The organism is Colwellia sp. BRX8-9, assembly GCF_014077245.1.
In the GTDB taxonomy this organism is placed as follows: domain Bacteria; phylum Pseudomonadota; class Gammaproteobacteria; order Enterobacterales; family Alteromonadaceae; genus Colwellia_A.
Genome location: NZ_JACGVN010000001.1, coordinates 100,418 through 122,435, shown reverse-complemented (window position 1 = coordinate 122,435; position 22,018 = coordinate 100,418). Strand labels below are relative to the sequence as shown.

33 protein-coding genes, 1 tRNA gene and 1 pseudogene are annotated in these 22,018 nt (G+C 34.1%); 30 read left to right on the top strand and 5 right to left on the bottom strand.

Annotated elements, in window-relative coordinates:
- Positions 1–396: 396 nt before the first annotated feature.
- The 10 genes from H4J70_RS00620 to H4J70_RS00575 all read left to right on the top strand — a co-directional run bounded on the left by H4J70_RS00620 (position 397) and on the right by H4J70_RS00575 (position 6,449).
- Positions 397–903 (top strand): hypothetical protein, encoded by a 507-nt coding sequence (locus tag H4J70_RS00620; protein WP_182250484.1) that lies wholly within the window; start codon positions 397–399, stop codon positions 901–903.
- A 483-nt stretch (positions 904–1,386) separates the two neighbouring features.
- Positions 1,387–1,770, top strand: coding sequence for a hypothetical protein (locus tag H4J70_RS00615; RefSeq protein WP_182250483.1), 384 nt, complete (start codon positions 1,387–1,389; stop codon positions 1,768–1,770).
- A 562-nt stretch (positions 1,771–2,332) separates the two neighbouring features.
- Positions 2,333–2,527 (top strand): hypothetical protein, encoded by a 195-nt coding sequence (locus tag H4J70_RS00610; protein WP_182222999.1) that lies wholly within the window; start codon positions 2,333–2,335, stop codon positions 2,525–2,527.
- 108 nt (positions 2,528–2,635) lie between these two features.
- A complete protein-coding gene (locus H4J70_RS00605) occupies positions 2,636–2,986 on the top strand; it encodes a hypothetical protein (protein ID WP_182250482.1) in 351 nt (116 codons plus the stop codon).
- Positions 2,987–3,110: 124 nt separating this feature from the next.
- Entirely contained in the window at positions 3,111–3,377 is a 267-nt protein-coding gene (locus tag H4J70_RS00600; protein WP_182250481.1) for a hypothetical protein, read from the top strand.
- Between the two features lie 115 nt (positions 3,378–3,492).
- Positions 3,493–4,050: a hypothetical protein gene (locus tag H4J70_RS00595; protein WP_182243957.1), complete on the top strand. Its 558-nt coding sequence runs from the start codon at positions 3,493–3,495 to the stop codon at positions 4,048–4,050.
- Between the two features lie 122 nt (positions 4,051–4,172).
- Complete coding sequence (locus H4J70_RS00590) at positions 4,173–4,904, top strand: hypothetical protein (RefSeq protein ID WP_182250480.1); 732 nt, start codon at positions 4,173–4,175, stop codon at positions 4,902–4,904.
- A gap of 123 nt (positions 4,905–5,027) precedes the next feature.
- Positions 5,028–5,405: a hypothetical protein gene (locus H4J70_RS00585; RefSeq protein ID WP_182250479.1), complete on the top strand. Its 378-nt coding sequence runs from the start codon at positions 5,028–5,030 to the stop codon at positions 5,403–5,405.
- Between the two features lie 123 nt (positions 5,406–5,528).
- Positions 5,529–5,927: a hypothetical protein gene (locus H4J70_RS00580; RefSeq protein WP_182250478.1), complete on the top strand. Its 399-nt coding sequence runs from the start codon at positions 5,529–5,531 to the stop codon at positions 5,925–5,927.
- 102 nt (positions 5,928–6,029) lie between these two features.
- Positions 6,030–6,449, top strand: a complete 420-nt coding sequence (locus H4J70_RS00575) for a hypothetical protein (RefSeq protein WP_182250477.1) — start codon at positions 6,030–6,032, stop codon at positions 6,447–6,449.
- A 28-nt stretch (positions 6,450–6,477) separates the two neighbouring features.
- On the opposite strand, the gene H4J70_RS00570 is transcribed toward H4J70_RS00575, so the two are convergent.
- Positions 6,478–7,431 (bottom strand): IS30 family transposase, encoded by a 954-nt coding sequence (locus H4J70_RS00570; RefSeq protein ID WP_182244793.1) that lies wholly within the window; start codon positions 7,429–7,431, stop codon positions 6,478–6,480.
- A gap of 208 nt (positions 7,432–7,639) precedes the next feature.
- Between H4J70_RS00570 and H4J70_RS00565 the strand changes: the two genes are divergently transcribed.
- From H4J70_RS00565 to H4J70_RS00480, 18 genes and pseudogenes are all read left to right on the top strand, one after another.
- Positions 7,640–8,050: a hypothetical protein gene (locus H4J70_RS00565; RefSeq protein ID WP_182250476.1), complete on the top strand. Its 411-nt coding sequence runs from the start codon at positions 7,640–7,642 to the stop codon at positions 8,048–8,050.
- A 127-nt stretch (positions 8,051–8,177) separates the two neighbouring features.
- Entirely contained in the window at positions 8,178–8,459 is a 282-nt protein-coding gene (locus H4J70_RS00560; protein ID WP_182245197.1) for a hypothetical protein, read from the top strand.
- A gap of 109 nt (positions 8,460–8,568) precedes the next feature.
- Positions 8,569–9,018, top strand: a complete 450-nt coding sequence (locus H4J70_RS00555; RefSeq protein WP_182244792.1) for a DUF6174 domain-containing protein — start codon at positions 8,569–8,571, stop codon at positions 9,016–9,018.
- A gap of 121 nt (positions 9,019–9,139) precedes the next feature.
- The gene (locus H4J70_RS00550) at positions 9,140–9,478 is read left to right on the top strand and encodes a PDZ domain-containing protein (RefSeq protein WP_182250475.1); all 339 of its coding nucleotides are present in this window, start codon (positions 9,140–9,142) and stop codon (positions 9,476–9,478) included.
- Between the two features lie 134 nt (positions 9,479–9,612).
- A complete protein-coding gene (locus tag H4J70_RS00545) occupies positions 9,613–9,987 on the top strand; it encodes a hypothetical protein (RefSeq protein ID WP_182215136.1) in 375 nt (124 codons plus the stop codon).
- A gap of 122 nt (positions 9,988–10,109) precedes the next feature.
- A complete protein-coding gene (locus tag H4J70_RS00540; protein WP_182221961.1) occupies positions 10,110–10,508 on the top strand; it encodes a DUF1801 domain-containing protein in 399 nt (132 codons plus the stop codon).
- 97 nt (positions 10,509–10,605) lie between these two features.
- A complete protein-coding gene (locus tag H4J70_RS00535) occupies positions 10,606–10,986 on the top strand; it encodes a hypothetical protein (RefSeq protein ID WP_182250474.1) in 381 nt (126 codons plus the stop codon).
- Between the two features lie 103 nt (positions 10,987–11,089).
- Complete coding sequence (locus H4J70_RS00530) at positions 11,090–11,344, top strand: hypothetical protein (RefSeq protein ID WP_182250473.1); 255 nt, start codon at positions 11,090–11,092, stop codon at positions 11,342–11,344.
- 103 nt (positions 11,345–11,447) lie between these two features.
- A complete protein-coding gene (locus H4J70_RS00525) occupies positions 11,448–11,906 on the top strand; it encodes a hypothetical protein (RefSeq protein ID WP_182250472.1) in 459 nt (152 codons plus the stop codon).
- Positions 11,907–12,039: 133 nt separating this feature from the next.
- On the top strand, positions 12,040–12,483 hold the full coding sequence (locus H4J70_RS00520) for a hypothetical protein (protein WP_182250471.1): 444 nt from the start codon (positions 12,040–12,042) through the stop codon (positions 12,481–12,483).
- Positions 12,484–12,547: 64 nt separating this feature from the next.
- Positions 12,548–12,901 carry a hypothetical protein gene (locus H4J70_RS00515; RefSeq protein WP_182221957.1) on the top strand — a complete coding sequence of 118 codons (354 nt, stop codon included), beginning with the start codon at positions 12,548–12,550 and terminating at the stop codon, positions 12,899–12,901.
- A 171-nt stretch (positions 12,902–13,072) separates the two neighbouring features.
- Positions 13,073–13,408: a hypothetical protein gene (locus H4J70_RS00510; RefSeq protein WP_182250470.1), complete on the top strand. Its 336-nt coding sequence runs from the start codon at positions 13,073–13,075 to the stop codon at positions 13,406–13,408.
- A 411-nt stretch (positions 13,409–13,819) separates the two neighbouring features.
- Positions 13,820–14,128: a peptidylprolyl isomerase gene (locus H4J70_RS00505; protein WP_182250469.1), complete on the top strand. Its 309-nt coding sequence runs from the start codon at positions 13,820–13,822 to the stop codon at positions 14,126–14,128.
- A 375-nt stretch (positions 14,129–14,503) separates the two neighbouring features.
- On the top strand, positions 14,504–14,971 hold the full coding sequence (locus H4J70_RS00500) for a hypothetical protein (protein ID WP_182250468.1): 468 nt from the start codon (positions 14,504–14,506) through the stop codon (positions 14,969–14,971).
- Between the two features lie 72 nt (positions 14,972–15,043).
- Complete coding sequence (locus H4J70_RS00495; RefSeq protein WP_182250467.1) at positions 15,044–15,451, top strand: ribonuclease E inhibitor RraB; 408 nt, start codon at positions 15,044–15,046, stop codon at positions 15,449–15,451.
- Between the two features lie 114 nt (positions 15,452–15,565).
- Positions 15,566–15,979 (top strand): hypothetical protein, encoded by a 414-nt coding sequence (locus H4J70_RS00490; RefSeq protein ID WP_182250466.1) that lies wholly within the window; start codon positions 15,566–15,568, stop codon positions 15,977–15,979.
- Between the two features lie 78 nt (positions 15,980–16,057).
- Entirely contained in the window at positions 16,058–16,411 is a 354-nt protein-coding gene (locus H4J70_RS00485; protein WP_182250465.1) for a hypothetical protein, read from the top strand.
- A gap of 144 nt (positions 16,412–16,555) precedes the next feature.
- Positions 16,556–16,651, top strand: a pseudogene (locus H4J70_RS00480) (hypothetical protein); the annotation flags it as partial.
- Positions 16,652–16,917: 266 nt separating this feature from the next.
- Here H4J70_RS00480 and H4J70_RS00475 read toward each other — a convergent pair.
- The gene (locus tag H4J70_RS00475; RefSeq protein ID WP_182250464.1) at positions 16,918–17,118 is read right to left on the bottom strand and encodes a hypothetical protein; all 201 of its coding nucleotides are present in this window, start codon (positions 17,116–17,118) and stop codon (positions 16,918–16,920) included.
- Positions 17,119–17,667: 549 nt separating this feature from the next.
- Between H4J70_RS00475 and H4J70_RS00470 the strand changes: the two genes are divergently transcribed.
- The gene (locus H4J70_RS00470; RefSeq protein ID WP_182250463.1) at positions 17,668–18,555 is read left to right on the top strand and encodes an alpha/beta fold hydrolase; all 888 of its coding nucleotides are present in this window, start codon (positions 17,668–17,670) and stop codon (positions 18,553–18,555) included.
- A 90-nt stretch (positions 18,556–18,645) separates the two neighbouring features.
- Here H4J70_RS00470 and H4J70_RS00465 read toward each other — a convergent pair whose 3' ends face one another.
- Entirely contained in the window at positions 18,646–19,089 is a 444-nt protein-coding gene (locus H4J70_RS00465) for a hypothetical protein (RefSeq protein ID WP_182221948.1), read from the bottom strand.
- 271 nt (positions 19,090–19,360) lie between these two features.
- Between H4J70_RS00465 and H4J70_RS00460 the strand changes: the two genes are divergently transcribed.
- Complete coding sequence (locus H4J70_RS00460; protein ID WP_182250462.1) at positions 19,361–19,771, top strand: hypothetical protein; 411 nt, start codon at positions 19,361–19,363, stop codon at positions 19,769–19,771.
- A 353-nt stretch (positions 19,772–20,124) separates the two neighbouring features.
- Here the strand turns inward: H4J70_RS00460 and H4J70_RS00455 are convergent.
- Both H4J70_RS00455 and H4J70_RS00450 read right to left on the bottom strand, forming a co-directional pair.
- A tRNA-Pro gene (locus H4J70_RS00455) sits at positions 20,125–20,201 on the bottom strand.
- Between the two features lie 98 nt (positions 20,202–20,299).
- On the bottom strand, positions 20,300–21,991 hold the full coding sequence (locus tag H4J70_RS00450; protein WP_182250461.1) for a DUF3413 domain-containing protein: 1,692 nt from the start codon (positions 21,989–21,991) through the stop codon (positions 20,300–20,302).
- Between the last annotated feature and the right edge of the window lie 27 nt (positions 21,992–22,018).

Sequence of the window (22,018 nt, the reverse complement as noted above, 5' to 3'; positions counted from 1 at the left end):
TAAATTTTGCCTCTTAACAGGGCGTTAGGTGGCACCACTTTTCTGTTTTAATGGTTAACCAACTTATGTATTTCTATTTTTTGTTTGGTGGTTATTCTGTTTCGTGGGTTTTCGCCGAAACGTTTTTTAAATGTCGCGAATCATTGTCAAGAGTCCAGCAATAACATTTGTGTTGTGCGCTAAAAATACTTTTGTCTAATAGCTCAAAATAATGGTTTGGCATTTAGTCGTGGTGCGGTTATATTAAGTTTCGAAGTTTACTTTAACTAACTGGTTTTATAATAAATTTAACCTAACAAGCAATTCAAACGGACAAAAAACAGTTGGCTGTTTTCACTTCGTTCAACATTTTAGCCAACTAATTTTTGCCGCTTAATATGGGCGTTAGATTTTTATATGAATCAATCTGAAAACTTACATCAACTTTACGCTGAGTTTGGAATGGCGGCAGAGAAAGCTCAAGTATTAGAGCTCGAAGCAGGTAATGTCGTATTATCATTTGTTGCTATGGCTGTTGATCCTAAAAACATTTCAGCCGCCGATAAAATTGGATATAAAAAATTAGTCGATGAGGTTGATCGAAAAACTTTGGGTAATTTACTCCGTCAAATCAGAAAAATTGTCGAGTTTGACTCAACTTCCGAGGAAGTAATATCTCAAGCTTTAAGTAAACGGAATTATCTAGTTCATGGTTTTTTTAAAACGCACAACTTTGCAATCTTCAATGAGTCAGGGCAGATTAAAATGCGCAAAGAGTTAAGTGACATATCAAAGCAAATGGATGTCGCGCATAAGCATTTAACTGCAATATCTCAATTGTTGGAAAAGGTAACAGGTAGAGATGACTCAACCTCTGAAAAAGCAAAAGAATTTATGGCGTTAGGTAAAGCGATCAAAATCTAACAAGGCGTTCAAACGGACAAATAACAGCTGGCTGTTGTTCGTGCCTCACACATTTTAGCCAGCTATTATTTGCCGCTTAACGTGGCGTTATAACTAAAGGCATATTCATCAAGTATTTCGCTAAACGTAGACTAGTAAGTCATGTTAAAGAGCTTGCCATATATAATGACAAAGGAATTCATTGGAGGAGCCATGATAGCGCTCAAGTTGCTGCCGAACGAAAAAGGATAATAGAATTAATATTGGTACAATTACCAAAACTAGGTAATTCTGAATCAGCTATAAAGCTTAATGAAATAATCACAAGTGGCGCATTAGCCGAAGATGATGAAGGTCAATATATAGACCTCGCAAAGTCAATTTAGTTATAACAAGTTGCTTAAACGGACACAAACAGCTGGCTGTGCTCGTTCCTCGCTATTATAGCCAGCCATTTTTAGCCGCTTAGCAAAGCGTTATAAGCACAAACCTATGGAGTTTAAATTGAAGAATTATTGTTATATTTTATTATTGTTGTTTTTAACAACTGGATGTTTAGAGCAAGCAAGTTCGGAAAAATCTCAAAAAGAGGTTTATGACCGCCAAGTAAAAGAATATGACTCTCAACAAGAAGAAGTAAAGCGCCAATTAGAAGAAGGTGCTATTCAGCAAAAAGAAACGGCTAAACAGCAAGAAGCTTATGCTGAATCAATAAAGGTTGCCAAGGAGCAAGAGGCTGAGATATTAGAGCAGACCAAAGAATATTCTAAGCAACTTGAAATTGGTGCTATTCAACAAGAAAAAATGAATAAAATCATAGCTCGGTGGGAATTACAAGCAGACCGCTACGATGCAATTTTAGATAAAATGGAAAAAAATAGTAAATAGCCTCAATGTGCTTATAACAAGCCATTCAAGCAGGACTTTTAACAGTTGGCTAGGTTCCGCTTCGCTTCACATTTTAGCCAACAATTAAAAGCCTCTTAATGGGGCGTTATACGTATAGGGAAGTTTGGTGGGTTATCTAGTTTTAGGTGTTTTTCTTTTTGTTCACTTCTATATTTCTTTTTTAGTATGTAGATATTATGCAAAGTCATATGAGCAACAACTTAATACTGTATTTAAATTAGTAATTACCTTATTTACCGGGCCACTTACTTTTGCGCTTATGTTGTTGGTTATTTATATAACTCCATTAAGGAATACTGAAGCAGGTCTAATGGATGGTGGACTCTTCTTAATATTTATATTATTTACACCGTTGTTTCCTATTGTTAGTTACATGTTTGTAAAATTAGCTCATAAATATACGGTTTGTGTAAAATACGTATAACAAGACGTTCAAACGGACAAAAAACAGTTGGCTGTTTCACTCCGTTCACAATTTTAGCCAACAATTTTTTGCCGCTTAACGTGGCGTTATGTTTTATTCACTAAATAAGGATCGTATATGTTCGCAGGAGTAGCTTTTTTAGCCATCATTTTTCAACTTGCAATTGTAGTTGGGATTATCGTCTTTGCTGTTAAATTACTTAACCGTATTACAGATATTGCAGGGTCTCAAAAATCCATAGCTGACTCTCAAGTTAAGCTCATTAGTTTATTAAGTAAAAAGCAAACAAATCAAGAGTCAGCTGATAGTTAAACATAACAAGAAATTCAACAAGGACAAAAAACAGTTGGCTTTTTGTTCACTACGTTCACCTATTTTAGCCAACCATTTTTTGCCTGTTAATTAGGCGTTAGGCATCATATGAAAATTAATCTTACATTTATCTCAATGCTACTAATTTCTTTTAATTCGTATAGTGCAGAGTCCTTATCTTGTAGTGTTGGTCCAATTCATACCGAATTAGCCACTGGGAAATGGCAAGTTACATCTTGCAGTGACGGGCAATCACTAGTCTTTGCTACTATGAAAAACAACCCTGCTATGCCATTTATGTTTTTCATAAAGCGTGATGGTGATAAGAATCAAATATCAGGTGAAGGAAACGGAAATAAAAAACATACTTCAAAAGCATTTGAAGAGCTTAAGTCTATGTCACAAGCACAGCTTAATGAATTTGTTGAGGCCACAAAAACAGTTGTCAAAAGTAGCTAATGCCTAACAAGAAATTAAACAAGGACAAAAAACAGTTGGCTTTTTGTTCACTCCGTTCACTTATTTTAGCCAACAATTTTTTGCCTGTTAATTAGGCGTTATGTAGCACTATAGGTTTGTATTCGTGATTATTGAATTGGTATTAATTGCAGTGTTGTCTGGAGTTGTTACGCATAAGCATAGTAAATATACCCGTATCATTGGTTCAGCTTTAATTACATATATAGCATTAGCAATGTATTGGACTTACGGTATTTATTACAATAATGAATATGAGCCAGAAATGTTATTTGGTTGGTTTTTAACGTCAACTGTTGGTAATTGTCTAGTAATACCAGTGTCGTATTTTTTAGGTAGTATGTTATTACAGTATCAGCGTAAAGCTACATAACAAGAGCTTTAAACGGAAAAAATACAGTTGGCTATTTTCACTCCGTTCAATATTTTAGCCAACTAAATTTTTCCGCTTAAGCAGGCGTTAGATGAATAGGAGTTTAATTCAAGCTATGTATAAAAAAGTATTAATTACAGCATTAATTAAAGGCTTAATTAAAAAATCATTCATCATACTTGTTTTACCTTGTAGTGCAGTTTATTGCGTTAATTTATATTTCGACTCATTCACAATTACTTATTTTACCGGATTATTTTTACTTTCTTTGGTTGTCTATTTTTTGTTAAGGCCAAATATAAAACATAAAAAGTCCCTAAAAAAAATGAACTCAATAGGTTGTCTGACTGGCGGGCATACAGAAAGAGACTTAGATGTAGACCTTTTTAAAGATTGGGAGAAGGGAGTTGGTTTAATAGATGACCAACAATATTTTATGTGGGTAAGTGCTTCGATAGCAGGATTAGAAATACTTCTAACTTCAGATTCAATTAAAGGAAGTTACATTATTCCATGGGCTAATATTCAAATGTTAAAGCATCAACATTTTTACTTTGACGACAATCCCGTTGCTCTAATTGAGATTGGATTTGCAAATAACTCACTTCAACTTTTTACGCCTTGGCGAGAATCGTTTACAAAATTAGTGCCTGATGTGGTAGGTTTGTCATAATAAAAATTCACCTAACAAGACGTTCAAACGGACAAAAAACAGTTGGCTGTTTCACTCCGTTCACAATTTTAGCCAACAATTTTTTGCCGCTTAACGTGGCGTTATGAATCACTTGGAGTCGTATGAAATCGGATAGATTTTTTAAATGGATTTGGAATTTTAATGGGTTAGTTTTATTCATTGGAATAGTTATAGGTACAGTGTTTATCTCCTACCAACTAATTTCAGTTTTTTTTAAAGCTGAAGTTGTAGAACAACCAACATTGAATCTAGCTCAAGACGATAAAAAAGAAGAAAAATGGAGCTTAGGTTACCCACGAAAAGTTGGTGAAACTGATTTTCATTTTATTCCGCTAGAATCAGAAAAGCTTTCAGTAGAGAAGAAAGAACGAGGGACAATTTACGAAAGCTTTGGTGGCAGTAGCTATACGCCAACGAGATCTAAAAATGTTCTCTTAATCAATGGCGATACTAATCACGCGAATTGGTTATTCAAATCAACAGAACAATTAATTATCGATATAAAACCATTAGTTGATAGTGAATTTAATAATAACTCAATAACGCGCGGAATATCTTACGAAGTCATAAATAGCGATACTAACCAAGATGATAAATTAGATTACACCGATAAACGTACCTTTGCTTTAAGTAAGGTAGATGGCACAGCCTATAGCGAAATTATTTCTGGTTATAATCGTATAATTGAATCTAGTTTGAATTCTGAAGGTAATCTTTTTGTCATATTCATAAATAATAATGAGGTTTATTCAATGGTTATAGATCTATTGTCGTTTAAGATATTAAATAAAAGTTTACTGCCTAAAGTAGGCGATTCAAAACAAGCCAATTAAGATGGGACTGCTAACAGCTTCCTCGGTTCCGCTCCGCTACACATTTTAGCAAGCTATTATCAGCACCTTATTGGGGCGTTATACTTTTATCATATTTCACAGTATTAAATTGAGGCTAAAGGAATGAAGGCTGTTTATATTTCCCTAATATTTATCCTACTTAATGGTTGTGCTATTGGAAATACGCCATTTGCAGAACGAATGGATTATAAAATCGGAACGAAGGTGCTTTTTTTAGATCCCACAAGGTACGGAGATTATGGAGACTTAATCAGAGCTGATTATTTAATTTCTGGAAAAGGATTTACTCACATTTCAAAAAATGAAAATGGTGATATTGTGCAACATTGGTTTTATAGTGAAGTATTACCTACTCATAGTATGAAAGAGTGGGTCGGTAAATGTAAAATTATTTATGTTGTTGATCCCAAAACCAACATCATAAAGGGTTGGGATTATGATAAAGACGCAAACCCTGAAAGTTGCAGGGATTGGTTGTAATCAAAATATAACAAGCAATTTAACAGTGACAAATAACAGTTGGCTTTTGTTCACTTCGTTCACTATTTTAGCCAACCATTATTTGCCCGTTAATTGGGCGTTATATTTATTCCGAGGGGAGTTTTGATTAAATCTATATCTTTAATATTATGTATCGTAAGTTTTCAGTCATTTTGCCAAACAGCGAATGAATTATCAGAAAATAATAAACCTATTGTGAAACATGCAAAAGATTTAATACATACTTATGATCGAGAAGTTGAAAAAGATCTTATAGATTTCAAAGTCCCAATATTATCTGTTCATGAAGTGGTTAAATCCGCAGAAGTGTTTTTACAATCACAAGATATTGAAAGGCAAATGTATTATCGTTCTGGTGTTTATTACGATTACGATTATGGCGAATGGACAATTAATTATAATTGTCATCCAATTAACGGAGTAACTCCATTTGATTGTGGCTTTAGAGTCTCAATTGATAACACTCTAGATTTACAGCATAAATTAGGTTATTACCCATAAATATACAAGGCATTAAAGCAGGAAAATTTACAGTTGGCTGTTTTCACTGCGTTCAACATTTTAGCCAACTACAAATTTCCTCTTAATGGGGCGTTATAAAGCATGAAAAAAGTCAGGCGTTCTAAACAAATTACCGATAATATCGACACTATCTACTTTGCTGATCTAGCAATGGTATTGATTGTTGTATTCTTTATAATGACAGCGCAAGAATCTGAATATGTTATAAATATTATTCAAGGTGTTAATAAAGAAAAGTGCGATAATGTTTGCGCTCATAGCTCTGCGCTTAGAGTCATTATTACTGATGACGGATTTATAACCTTTAATTATCCGCAGCGTAATATCAGTGTGTATGATGAGAAAGAAGCGTCAGATTATATTCAAAAACTATTAGGGGAACTTCCTACTAACACAGTTTGGCTATTTGCCTCAGATACTGTAGCTTTGAAGTATACTATTGCAGCTACCGCCTTGTTCAAAAAAAATGATATAAACAGAATTGTGTGGAATGCTTCTTAGTTTCAAGTTTGAAGTGCGACAAAAGTGATTATTCATAAAAGCATTCCTCTGGTGTTTTATATCCCAATCTCTTTCTTGGTCTTGTATTTAATTTAGCTGCGATGGCATTACATCGTTGTTGAGTTAAGCCCTTCATTGATGTTCCTTTAACCAAATATTGTCTGATTAAACCGTTAGTATTTTCGTTCGTTCCACGCTCCCAGGAGTGATGTGGGTTAGCAAAATAATAAGGGCAATGAGTAGCTTCTTCTACTTTCTTATATTGATGGAACTCGGTGCCGTTATCAGAAGTAATTGTCTTAAATTGCTTAGGCATTTTATTCATGAGTTTAATCGTTCTCGTGTTCGTTGATTTAGTCGTTCTATCATTTAATTGACCTATCAATGTGTAACCCGTTTTACGCTCAACTAAAGTCACAATACAGTGCTTAGAGCCTTTTCCCATCACAGTATCTATTTCCCAGTGACCTTGTGTTTTTCGTGTTTCAACTTCCGCTGGCCGGTCAGCTATATTTCGTTTACCGGCAAGCCTTCCGCGGCTGTCGTAAGCCTTGTAGCGTTTACGTCTTTGCTTATTAGCACATCGCAATTGCTTCCATAGCTTACCGCCACTTTTCTTATCTCGCCAAATATAACGATAAATAGTTTCATGACTGAAGCAGCGAAGACCTTGCTGCTTGAGGTGCCCCGTTATTTGCTCAGGGCTCCATTGTTTATGCAATAACCGCCGAACAATGGCGTAATCTTTCTGAGTAAAGTGCTGATTTCGTCTAGAGCGACTACGCCGAGCTTTTGTCCGTCGCTGTGCTTTACTTGGTCTATATGAGTCATCAATAATCCAACAACTATTACGATTTACCTCTCGATAAATAGTACTTCTGTCTCTATTCATTGCTTTTGCAATATTAGTAAAGCTTAAGCCTTGCCTTTTTAAGGCGGCTAAAGTATATCTATCACCCTCGGTGAGCTGCTTGTATTTCATAGTGTTTTACTTCTTGGCGGGAGCAAAAAACTAAGGATATCGCAGTTCATCGTTTTTATTAACTTGGGTGTCGCACTTAGTATATGAATTCGGCCCTTATAACAAGGCGTTCAAACGGACAAAAAACAGTTGGCTGTTTCACTCCGTTCACATTTTAGCCAACAATTTTTTGCCGCTTAACGTGGCGTTAGGCTTCAAAGGAATCTGCGTGTACCGAGTTATTATGATGTTGTTCGTTTTAATATTTTGCTTAGGATGTACAACTATTAACTCCATCTCTTCTCTTCCAAGAGAAAAAGCAGAGCCTGAATTTGTTGTACAAAAAAACGTGGAAGGGGAGATTTATCATTTCGATGTAGGTATAACGCTTTCTGAGTTAAATTTAATTTTGGATGAGTTAAGTGATAAATATCCTAAGATACTTATTAATACAAATAACTTTACTATTTCTAAACTTTCTAAAATAACTTCCAATAACACAACATATACAAGAATCGTTATTGAGTACTATTATAAACAGATAAAATCCATGCACGGTGGTCCATACCAAAAGTTTGTAGTTTGGAAAAATGAAAGCAGCTTACTAATATTTCCTAAAAATAAGAGTTGGCCTATTTAATAACCAAAAGCCTAACAAGCTATTCAAGACGGACGCTAAACAGTTGGCTAGCTTCGTTCCTCGCATTTTAGCCAACAATTTATCGCCGCTTAGTAAGGCGTTATAAGTATCCAAAAGGGAAGTGTTTATGTCACAGGATGAGATCAAATCAATCGTTAAAAAATATAAATTCAAATCGGTTAAAATCTTAATGGGTTTTTTATTAATAGCTGTTTTTGCAAATTGGTACTTAATTAATTTAAGTATTGAACGTCATGCTGAGTTAGGTTTACCTTATACAAGTAGCGATTCTGGTTTTATTTGGGGTGCAATAAGCACAGGGTTATATACAGTTTTGGCCTTATGTTTTTATTCTATCGAAAAAATATTGTTAAAACTGTTAATCAAACCTAAAACAGAGTCAGAGTAAAATACTTATAACAAGCCACTCAAGTAGGACAAAAAACAGTTGGTTGTTTTCACTCCGTTCAACATTTTAACCAACAATTTTTTGCCGCTTAATGGGGCGTTAGAGTTTTATGCAAATATTCGATAGTCGCAATCCATATTCAGTATTCTTTGTATTAGGAACTATAATAGTTTTTATATTTAGTTTTTGGGGTGTTGGTTATCAATCCGTAAGCTCTCAAACAAACGAAAAAATACAAAGACAATTAGATATTTGGCAACAAAATGAGCCTGAAAGGTATAGCTATGTTGCCCAAGAAGGTTGTATGTATGTAGCAGGTTCAAAAGTTCTTGTTGTAAATGACGTAGCACTTTTTGAAAAACTAGGTGAACACGAACACAATTTAGTAATAAATGATCTTTTTATAGCTGCAAATAAAGGGTTATTTGAAGCTGCAAGCATGGACATTAAATATCACCCTAAATATGGATTTCCAGAAGTCATTGAAATTGATTGGAATAAAGACATAATGGATGATGAGTGCTTTTACGAAATTAGTGAATTCAAAATCATCGAGTAAAAAACTATAAGCCATTCAAGCAGGACTTTTAACAGTTGGTTAGGTTCCGCTTCGCTCCACATTTTAACCAACAATTAAAAGCCTCTTAATGGGGCGTTATATTTTAAGGATAAAATCTACCATGAGAGTATTAATCACAATTTTGTTAACTATGTTTTCTTTCTATACTTTTGCAGAGGAGCAAGGTGAAAAAGGTTTTAAAATGGATGTAAATGTATCTGGATTTTTTAGTCCTGAAGTAACTAAAGCTACTATCAAATCAGTTGTTCAAGGTTCTTCCGCTGAAAAAGAAGGGCTTAACGTTGGCGATGACGTAGTTGCAATTGATGGCTGTAAAATTCCTGGCTGTTCAGCTTCAACAGCTAAGAGCTATTTACAAAAGAAAGTTGGTGATAATGTCGTTTTGAGTATGTTGAAGCCTAACGGTGAAACATATGAAGCCAATATCACTCTGCAATAAAAATATAACAAGTCGTTAAAGCAGGACAAATAATTGTTGGCTTTTGCTCCTGCGTCGCTTATTTTAGCCAACATATTATTTGCCTCTAAAAGTAGGCAATAGGTTTAACCATACATTGGAGTTCTTTTTAAATTATGGAAGAAGTAATAGTAGAAAAAAATATCGAAGTCGAATCAGTCGGTACAAATAAAGCGAAGAATGAAACATTGACAACAGAGCTTCATTTTGAATTATTAAAACAATATGCGTGGCTTTCATCTGCTGTCATTGGTGCAATAATAATTCTTATACAATTAAACGTTGTTGTAATTGGAAATGGTATCTATGTTTCATTAGCTTTTTTAGCTCTATCAATATTTTTTTCTTTGGTTGGGCAAGACCATATTGTTGATTCACTGCTCAAAGGTAAAAACATATATGAAATGTCTAAAATTTTAAAGGTTATTCGTGGAGCTTCTATGGGGTTTTTGGGCCTTGGTGCAGGTATTTTTTCTGCAGGCTTTCTTTAAACCTAACAGAACTTCAAACGGAAAAATTACAGTTGGCAGTTTAACTCCGTTCACATTTTAGCCAACTATTATTTGCCACTTAATATGGCCGCAAGGCATTTCGATAATTTTGGAGCAGTCAAATGGATGAAATCAACAATTTTATATCGTGCATTGAAAATGAGACCAGAAAATCGGATTCATTTGCGTTGTTATCTTTTTTGGAAAGAGTATCTGGGTATAAGCCTTATTTAAGTGGCAGCATAATTGGCTTCGGTAAATATCACTATAAATACGATAGCGGTCGTGAAGGAGATTCCGCAGTAATCTCGTTCTCTCCTAGAAAACAAAACTTAGTGGTTTATATAATGCCTGGTTTTGACAAAATCGAAGACTTATTACAGGAACTAGGTAAACATAAGCTGGGCAAATCTTGTTTGTATATTAATAAACTATCCGATATCAAACTGGATGTTCTCGAAAAAATAGCTAAGTTATCCGTTCAGTATATGCAGCAAAAATATAGGTGTAAAAATGCCTAAGAGATTAAACAAGGACAAAAAAAGTTGGCTATTTCACTCCTTTTGCAACATTAACCAACAATCTTTTGTCGCTTAACGTGGCGTTTGGAGTGTCTGGATGGTTCTAATCTACATGTTCTTTGTTTTATTGTATCTTGCGCCAATTGTAATATTTGTTTATCTTAAATTATCAAGAAAAAAATTAGCGTTTCCATCGAAAATCAGTCTTTATATTTTTGCCATTTCATACGGCTTAATAATATATTCAGTCTTTGGATATGAAGTTTATTTAGAATTTCAATTAAATAAGTTCGATCTTAATAATGACGGTATGTTTAATGGTTTAGAAATTACCGCATCTCAAGAGCTAGCGATGAGTAAGGTCATATCCGATACGGGAAGAACATTTGCTCCGCTTACAGGCTTTATATGTTCTGGTCTTATTAGTTTATTATCACTTTTAATACTTAAGTCGCTTGGTTTGGGTAAAAGTACCTAATAAGAAAATCAACAGGACTAAAACAGCAGGCCGTTCTCTTGGCTCCATTTTAGCCCACTATTTTTAGCCTGTTATTTGGGCGTTATATTTTACAAGGACGAGCATGGCACTTTTTAAACTATTTAAAGGCAAAGAAATTGGCGCATTAGGTCAAATAGATGCGTTAGCTAAAACTTTAATAAAAACTAAGGTTAATGTACATAAGCTAGGCTTAGAAGACGGTTCCGTTGGTGTTGGTCTAAACATAGTATCTAAAGGTTTTTTGTCTTATTCTTCTTTACCTATTTCACTTAATGAAGCTCAAGCTAAAGAATTGGTTAATAAAATTAATGAAGCATTCAGTTTGAAGTCACTATAAGCCATTCAAGCAGGTCTTTTTAACAGTTGGTTAGGCTCTGCTCGCTTCACGTTATAACCAACAATTAAATTTCCCCTTAGCGGGACGTTAGGTGTACCTAAAATTGAAAGCAATAATAGAGTTAACGTTTCTGCGTGATGACACAGCAAAGGTTTGGATTACTGCCAATAATGGACGTTTTTCGGGGGAAACTGAACAGTATATAAATGCGGATGTTTTACAAACACTATCTGAACAACTAGTTGGATTCCCGAAATCAAATTCTGATGAAGTGATATTTGAAATTGGAGAGAAAGGCTCAATTTATGGACATTGTAAATTTAAATTTTATTGTTTTGATTCCGCTGGTCACACAGCAGTTATAGTGTCAGTATCAAACGAAATAGCTGGTAATGAATCTGCTGATAACATTTGCTTTGCCAAATTTAAGATCCAGTTTGAGGCATTATCATTGGACGAATTTAGTTCTTCAATAAAGCGTGCTCTAAATTCTGGTGAAGGTAAGTCAGTATTATTGGGTATCAATACTTACACACAAAACATACCGAGCCATTACTCCTAACAATTCGATCAAGAGTGAAAACTTACAGTTTGCTGTTTTCTACTCCTTTCAACATTTTAGCAAACTATAAATTTCCCTTATCGGGGCGTTAGGGAGCAGAGATAGTCTCTGTGAATTATCAAGGAGTTGCGAAATGATTAAGTTTTTATTTTTGTGTTTGTGCATAATACCTACTGTTGTATTAGCTGCTAATGATGAATTTTATGACACAAGTACGATTCAAGAAGTAGAATCTATTTATTGGCTAAATCAAAAGCAAGATAGTGCAATTATTTATGCTAGATGGGAAAATTTTAAATTAATAAAAAATTTTATTGATACCGTAGTATTAACGGCTACAACAACCAAAAATCCAGTCAACCTAGAAAGTGCTGACATATTGTTGTTAATGTCTCCAAATCAGAATGAATTGTTTAAAGTGTACTTTACTGATGGCTTCATCACTATAAATGGACAATCATATACTGCAGACTCAGCAGTAATATCTAAGTTTAGAAGAATTAATAATAGTAGGATTGTTAAGGGGGATTCAATAATTCCCAAGGCATTAAAACGCGCTTTTAAATCAAATAGTTAGAGGTGAATGGTGTTAACTGCTCTCTGACAAGCGCTCAAGCGAGTGTTATATGTATAGGATAGTCATGTTCAAACTGATAGTTTTAAGCTCAATCTTTATAGTCTCAATATTTTCACCTAAGGCGAAAAGTGATGAGTGTAATCTTACTGGTATTTGGGATCACTCAGCTAAACCGGCAAAACTTTTTATTGATTTAACTAAAGGTGAAATCTCAGTTTATTCTCATAACTTAAACCCTGAGTCCATTGGTTTAGTTGTATTAAAAAGTCTGAAGATAGACTCAACGAAATCTTCTTGGGATGCAAAAATGTATAGTGCAGCTGAAGGTTCATTTGTCGATGTCCAAATAACGGCAAAAAGCTGTAATCAATTAAGTGTTGGGTTTCAAGGCGAAGAAGTATTAGGACTAGTTAGGTAATTTACATATACAAGCTATTTAAGCGGGAAAAATTGTAGTTGGCTGGTTCCGCTTCGCATCATATTTTAGCCAACTATTATTTGCCCGTTAATATGGGCGTTAGTTGCTTAGGAGATTTCTGTGTATTTCATCACTACGTTTGGTTTAATAATGATCTGTCTAAGCATCGTCATGATTGTTAATCCAAATTATTGGTCAGATGGGATCGTAAGTTTCAGTAATAGAAGTTATTTCCATTGGTTCGAAGTTATTAGTCGGTTAGTTGCAGGGGTTGTCTTTGTACTTTTTAATCAATCTACACTGTATCCTCAATTAATACTTAGTATTGGCTATTTACTAATCGCTGTTGGTATTGGGCTTGTAATTATGGGTTCTGATAAGCATCGTAAATTTGCTGTTTGGTCAGCTCATAAATTTAAAAGCACATTCAGGCCTGCGGGGGTTGCTTCTCTTATATTTGGTATCTTTCTGATTTATGTATCAACTATTGGTGTGATCAGCAACTAACAACACGTTCGCACGGACAAAAACAGTTGGCTGCTGTTTGTTGCTCACCTATAGTCAACTATTATTTGCCGCTTAATATGGGCGTTATAAGCTACAAGGATTGTATGAAGATCGTTTTAAAGTTTTTTAGGGTTTATTTGGACAATTGCCTTCGTTTCATTTTTTGTACTTTCTCTTTACTCTGGATCTGGAGGTGAAATCCCACCTATAGCGAAAGAGTATATTGTTAGTTTCCAGCACCTATCAGAACAGTTTTTAACATCTTATTGGTTTTCTGTTGTTTTTGTTACCGGATGGTTTGGGGTTTCATATACGTTAGGAAAACAGAGTGGTTGGCAAAAACTAGCTAAAGAATATGGTAATAATCAACAGAAAAACTCAGTTGTTAAATTCCACACAGGAAATGGTTATGTGGGTAAAATTAGGCACAATGGTATTTTAAGAGTTGCCGGAAATAAAAGTGGGCTTTACTTAAGCGTTATTTTTCCTTTTAAGTTTGGTCATAAAAACCTGTTTATTCCTTGGGCTGATATTTCGGTCATTACATTAGAAAGTGGCTTATTTGCAGACAAAACTCCTGATGTTCTTAAGAAATTTGGTAAGTTGCTAACTAAGAATGTATATTTAAATATTAAATTTCATAAATTTCCAGAGCAACGCTTTATGATTCAAAGCTTTCAAGAGCTGACAGGTTTAATACCAAATTACTTAGAAAGATAGGTTTGGAGTTAAGTAGCTTATAACAAGCTATTCAGAGGCAACACAATTTCTTAACTATTATCGGTGTGTTTGTCCCTTAACATCAAAGGATTAGTGTTTGCTTCCTCCCTTTTTTGTTGTAATTATTTTGTTTATAATTTGTTAAACATTCTGTGTTATTGTTTAACTATTAAGTTTTGTGGCTAAGTGATGCGGTAATTTATGCTTATCACTTCCATCAGTACAGTGTAAAATCTTGTTTTTTTTAACTAAATTTTTGCTAACAAGACATTCAAACTACAAACAACAGTTGACTGTTATCTCTGCGTTGTCAATTTTAGCCAACAATATTTTTACCGCTTAACGGGCGTTAGACATTTAAGGATAAATCATAGTATGGAGTTTCTAAAAAAGTTAATGATGTGGCTTGGTGGTCTATTTACGTTGATTGTAATCTTAATTATATTTTTAGCGGCAGGTTCATCTAGCTTTAGGGACGAACAAGAGCCATTTGTGCAACAGTTTATGGCTGATTTCAGTGAGCGCTGGGAAACACAGGACATATATGCTCGTTTGAGTAATGAATTTATTGAACAAATCAATACTCAAGAGAGTAATATAATACTGGCCCAATTCAAAACGATGGGGAAAATTAAAAGTATTTCAGATTTTGAAATTGGTAATTACAATGCTCATACGTCTGGTACAACAGGCGAGTTTTCGTTCAAAGGCACTTTCGAAAACGGTGATGCTTTAATAAATATTACCATTAAAACTTCAGACATTGGTGTTCGTGTAGTATTTTTTAGGTTAACCCCTTCGACACCATTTATTGATGTTGAGCCAATAAATCAAAAAGCTTAACAATAACTTCAAACGGATAAAAACAGGTGACTGTTTACCTCTTAATTGGGCGTTATATTACAAGGAAAGTTTGTGCGCAAAATAACATTATTAACTTTAGTACTTATTTCTATTTGGGGCTGCGCTACAAAGCAGATAAATCCGGAACCGTCACCATTTAATTACCTTGAAGCTGATCAAAGTTTAATTGAGTTGCTCATTCAGAAAGGATCTAATGCTAAGAAAGTACACTGGGTAAGTTTTATGGTTGACTGCAAAAGTCAGCAACAAGTTGCTGAAATAATATCAAGAGCAAAAAATGTTGGCATTGACGATGATTACATATTCTATTCTGAAAAAAGTAAACTTTGGTCTTCATCTTTAAGCGCTTATATGAAGTTGAATTTAAGTGAGATTTCTTCATTTAGAGCTAAATTAATGCCCTTAATTCCATCAAACTCATGCGGAACAGTAGGTTGGGGCGCATCGGTAGAAATGTAATATAAGCTATACAAGCAGGAAAAATAACAGTTGGCTATCTGCTCTTTCGTCGCTTATTTTAGCCAACGATCATTTGCCTCTTAATGGGCCGTTAAACGCAATGGGTTATCTAATATGGTTTGGAAGAAGCATCTCAAAAAAATACTATTTTTTCTATTGGCTCTAAATATAGGCAGAATGGCATACAATGATTTAATGCAACCATCTCAGGAAGAATTAAAGACATCGTTTGAACAATATTTTACTGAAAATGATGATCGTATAAAAATGACATATTTTCACGTTGATAAAAATACTGTAGGTTTAGCATTAGAATTAAGTGGTATAGGTGAAAATCTTGATTCAAATGATAAAACTAAAATAAAAACGAACTCTGGTAAGTACATAAAAGATAAAGTTTGTAGCGACGCACAGCTTGTAGAATATATAAACGCTGGGAACTATGTTTCTATAGATATTAGGAATGGAGATAGTTATCGATTAGAGAATATTATGAATTTAAGCTTTTCAAAAGGTTCGTGCGTATAAGCCATTCAAGCCGGGCGTTAGGCTTTTATTGATGTTTAGAAATTAATTAAAATTCATCATAATTAAAGGAAAAAATAGATGAGTGAAGTAACAGTGGAAAATAGCCGTACAACGAAAGGGTCTGCCAAAATAGTTTACATACTTTATATGGTCGGCTTAATCTTTGGTATAACCGGGATCATTGGCGTTGTAATGGCCTATATCAATAGGGACGAAGCACCTAAATGGTTAAAAACACATTATCAATTCCAAATTAGAACTTTTTGGATTGGTGCTCTTTTTATCTTTTTAGGTTCAGTTTTATCTGTGATCTTAATTGGTTGGTTTGTGCTGCTGTTTTGGATGGTCTGGCTAATAATTCGTTCGGTTAAAGGCATGAAAGCGCTTGACCAGGAAAAGGCTATTGATAATCCAACGGGTTGGTTTTTTTAAACGCCTCACAAGCTGTTAAAGCAAGATAATTATAGTTGGCTAGTTATTAGGGCATTATAAAGATAGGGAAGGTTTGGTGTAAGCGTAGATTATTAATATTGATTTTAGTAGGTTTCACATTTTTACAGGGTCAATTTTGCAAACGCTACATCTCTTAATGAAGCATATAAAAATCATCAAAGTAATGTTCAAGTTAAAAGCTCTGGCAAAGTTATTCGTATTTTAAGTAATGCCACTTAATTACATTCAACTATGCCACAATATCCCGGCCTTATTAAAGCTGTCACCTTTGGATAAGGTGAATACTACTAATGGACACTGCTTTCTCGCTTCGAACCTTGGTCATGAACAGTACGAACAGATTTTTGATTAGACACGCATGAATAAAACAACATATTATTCTGTTATTGGCTTACCTTGAATACGCCAATACAAAGTGAGTATATAAAATCACAGCTATTTATCACTGTTTCTGCGGTCAGTATCTAAACCGAAAACAACATTGCTTATTCAATATTAGTAGGTCCATGTCGATTAAGGATATCCCTTATTTCCTGTTCTTCACTCTCTGGCATCTTCACCTTAATCTGTAATTTTTTTTCATTGATTAAAAAATTTTCCATTGGGACTCCCTTATTCTTAAGTTCATCATCAACATTTTTAAGGGAAATTTTATCTGTATATGTTGCCGTAGTCATTTTGTACATAACAATTCGCTCCTGTTTTTCAAATATTTTCTATAGGGTAGAGTTGATCTCATGAACAGTAGTTTTATAATTCATTATGCACCATTCATCAAATATTTCTACACCACTTCGATTTGAATTAAGTTTATCGTTTAGGAATATTAAGCTCCCTGATAAATGTCATTTATTATCTATTAAACGTCTATTTACCTAGTTATTTTGACTTGGGTAATTTCATTCTTCACAATTCTTGTTATGCCATAAATTTACTTACTTGAAATGAAATTTATCTCTCAAAGTAAGCCCTTTTAAATTGCTCTGGCTGTTTGAATTAGGGCGCTCAAAAATAAAAATACAGTTACTACTTATATTGCCAACTTTATACTTTTCGCGTTATTGTCTTTGTGTGCTTTTCCTTATTTAGGCGAGCTACCTTAGGTGTAATCCGTTCATAAGATCTTCAAGCAGGACAAATTGTAGTTGGCTGGTTCGGTTTTGTTTCATATTTTAACCAATCATTATTTGCCTGTTGACAGGGCGTTAGGCATCAAATATATACAGGGACAGTGTATGAAATCATATTTAGCATTTATATTTCTCTTGGTAAACTTTAGCAGTACAGCCAACGATGAAACTCTATTACCAACAAAGAAAGGACATTATGATGTTGGTGGTTTTAAACTTTATTTAGAATGTTATGAAAACGATAAACCTAAGCTTATTTTAGAGCAAGGTTATAGCAGAGCAGGCTCGGATGGAGCTTGGATGAATAATGTTAAGCGGTTAAATAAAACTTTCAGTATTTGTTTATACGATCGTTTAGGGTTGGGGAAAAGTGAGAAAGGGCCTGTACCTTTTACCGTTTTTGATACGGCAAACTGGTTACATGAATTATTATCTGTCGCCAATGTTAAACCTCCATATTATTTTGCTGGTGGTTCCTATGCATCCTACATTATTCGAGCTTACAATCATTTATATACCAGTGATGTTTTAGGTGCTGTATTCATTGACCCAGGTATTTATGGGTATTTTCATACAATGGCTACAAGATGGCCTGATGGCTTTGAAACAGAAAATAAAGATTTGCGAGATATAATGGAATTTGAGTTAGGTGTAAAAGACCCTATGTTTAAAAACATGGCTGAAAAAGTAGATCACCTTAAAAGTTATGAGTTAATCACAGCTTCCAAAACTTTTGAAGGTAAGCCTCTTATTGTTCTTTTTTCAAAAACAAGTAAAGATTATATTAACCAAACACCTAGATATGATGAACCTTTTGTTCCCGACAGTATTGCTAAGCCTATGAATGATTTATATGCTAATGCAATTAACAGTTTTAAAGCTTTATCGACTGATACTAAAATTATTTTTTCTGAATCAAAAAGACATCATCTACATATAGCAGATCCTGATCTAGTTGTTAGTAATATTGAATCATTGATTGGTTGTCATTGATGCATAGCAAGGCATTCAAGCAGGCATTTAAACCATTGGTTAAGTGGCGTTAACATTGTAATCAACAATTAAAAGCCTCTTGATGGGGCATTAGCTGTATTTGTAGTATCCTGCTATTTTTTTGAATATTTCTGTTATTTCAGGAGATTGCTCAATTTTTCTTAATTCCAATATTTTATTTTGAGCCTTAAGATATGCTTGTTCAAAGGTTTTATTATCAATTGTGATATCAGTTTTTTTCTGTTTGCCATTTACGATAATTTGAATATGTAAAATTTGCTTTATTGAACCACTTTTATTTTTTAATGTTCGTTTTAGTCCAATAACGGTTCCATCAGGATGAAATATCTTATTTATATCTAACTGCATACGTATTTGACGATATAGTCTTTTTTGAGAGATTTCTTTTTGTCTTTTCTCTGCTAAAATTTTAGCTTTGTCACCATGCTTGGCAATAGAAAAGTATTCTTGAATACCAAAAACCTTATCTTGAACTCTATATCGCTTAACATTTTGTAAATTTGGGTGTGCCATGACAGTCATAATTGTAATATTTACCTGCGTTTAATGGAGTTAATTATAAATCGTTCATTCCTTAAACTTATTAGCCAGCAGGATTATAAATATTTTAATGTAATATTCAAGCTTAAATAGAAGACAAAAATGTAGTTTTTTTCTACGTAACAAGTAGGTAACATAAGGCTAACAAGCCATTTAACAAGGACAAGTAAGAGTTCGCTATTTGCTCCCTCGTCACTTTTTTAACCAACAATTAAAACCTCTTAATGGGGTGTTAGGAAGCTAAATGAAGGTTCAGCATATCATCGACGATTTAGAGTCTGTCTTTAGCAAGCAGCCTAAAACAAAAGACTATGATGTCGCCTTTGCTTGTTACTCAGAAGATGGGTCAGGAAGTATAGAAATTGACTACGTGGAAGCCTTTGATTGGGATGAAGATGAAGAATTTTTTCTTATTCCTGAAAACTGTGCGAAACACTATGAGCGAGAAGCCGTTAAGTATAAAGCAGCGCACTTTGTAGAAGAATTAAAAAACATTAAAATTGAGAACTTTTCAGAATTTGAAACTTATGTAAGAGAAAAGATTAAAATAGCAAAGGACGGTTCTGTTATTTCATTAAACTCACCTATGTGGGGAACAGGCGTTCACGATATTGAGAAGTTTGTATATTTCTATCACGGTAAAGAGAGAGCATAGCTAAAGTAATAATGTGATCTCTTTTATCCATTATCATTTCTTGGTGTCATTTGTAAGCCTAAAGTATCAGCAAAATTATAATTTTTGTCTTTTGCGGCCTAACTTAAATATTACCTAATGGTTATGCTATTTTGCTATGACACATCAATAGTATAGTAATTAAACAATCAGGTCTTTCTAAATAACATCATAATCATGAGTAATAGATAGTGTTACTTGGAGTGTTACATTAGCGGTGGGATTTCATAACACAATATAGGTCTGTAAAAAGCGTTATCATTTTGCTGTTTAGTCGTTTAGATTGGTCTTTAGGCATAAAAAAAGACGTCCTAGGACGTCTTGATTCATTAATATGGTCGGAGTAGCAAGATTCGAACTTGCGACCTCACGTCCCCCAGACGCACGCGCTACCAAGCTGCGCTATACCCCGAATCAGTAAACATTAAGAGGGTTAATATGTTTACTGCCTGTATAATAATGGTTTAAATACTGATTGCAATATAAAATATAGAAAATCAATCTGTTAGTTTATTTATTGTTCAATTTCTCTGCCTGCTTACTAAACTGCTTAATAAAGTTAACCCCATCAATCATTAATGGAAAATCAGAGTTTACCATTATGGGAGCCGCTAATTGTCGAGAGTAGCTTTGGAAATTACCGTTTTGATCAATAAACACCGATTTGTCTTTACTAAATACCATCATGCCATCTTCCATGGTATTGGCAATAATACGGTCTTTGGATAACCGCAGAACATTTTTACCATTACTATAGGTTGTTTCATTAATGTCACAGTTTAACCATTCCTGTATAAGGGTTGGTTGAATATCCATGTGACTGGTTAAATGGCTCACTGTTTTACTTTTACTTTCAGGTAAAATAAGTAACGAAGGTTTAATAGATAAACTGGTCGCCTTGGTCTTATTGCCAACGGAAGTGATCCAAATAATATCTTTAGTTTGTTTTGTTTTTTGTGCTAGTAGCAAAGCATCCATAAACAATTCAAATTGGTAAGTATTACTGTCAGCAAAATAAAATAAATGTAAGCCTACAGGTAAGCTATTAAGCTTATCAGCAAAGACTAGTGATGAAATATTATCAAGTGTCGTTTGCTGGCTAAATAAATGTTCAAAACCTTGTGATTCTGAAACTAGTTCTTTATTTATCTTGTCATGGATCATTGTGTAAGAACTTGCCAACTTATTTCTGTCTAATAATTGAAAGAGTAAAGGGATCGCCTTTTGTTCTTCCAAGCCTTCTTGGTAAATACTAGGCAAGCTGTAAAACAAGTTAAACCACGCGTTTTTGTGTAAGGCGTTATCTATATGATGTTCGAGCGTTAACTGGTTTTGAGTGTTTCTCTGCTTGAATTGCTTGATCTGCTTATCTGTTAAGCTCACATCGTTAACCACCATAAATACTGATTTTTGTATTGGTGTTTGTGATACACACGCTTCATTGAGCAGCGGGTATTGAGGAATAGCATTGGTAAAGGCTAGTGGGCTTGTTGTTCTTTCTATGTATGCTTCACGGTCAAACATACCGTATTTGGTGAGTAATGTTTTTGCCGTCGAAGGGTATGACAAAGGTAATACTGTGTCTTGCCTTAAAATATCATATTCTAAGTTCGCATCAGCCCAAATATGTAATAAGTGGCTAAAGAAAAAAGAACAGACTAAACCAATAACAACAAATTTTGCGAAGACGACTTTCTGTAAGTCTCTTAAATGTTTCCACGCATAATTACTCAGAATTAATTCAAAGGCTAAAATAAACAAGGTTAATACGATACTAACAAACCAAAACATACGGCTGTTATGTTGTATTTGCGTGCTAATTAGATCAACAATTTGTGCACTTGAAGAAGCATTTAGATGGTAACCCAAACTGTTATATATATAAGCATCTAGCAGTAATATTAACAATTGCAGGGTAAAGACCACAGAGGCTGTCGCACGAATAAAACGGGTATGTGGAAATATTAAGGTGATCGGGAATAGTATTAAAACAAAAGTCATAAAGGTTAAAAAACCCATATGACTAAACCACGTGGTGATTAAATAAAATTGTCCAAGGAATGTCTCGGGACCTCCTTCACTAAAAATATAAAAGGATGATAATCCAATGGCGGCAATTATATTAAAAAAAGTGAACCAATGGCTCCAACTGATCAGGTGTAACAGGCGCTTGCTATACGTTTTTGAATCAAATGCAACCATAGTTAATTATCATTCTCTTATTATTGT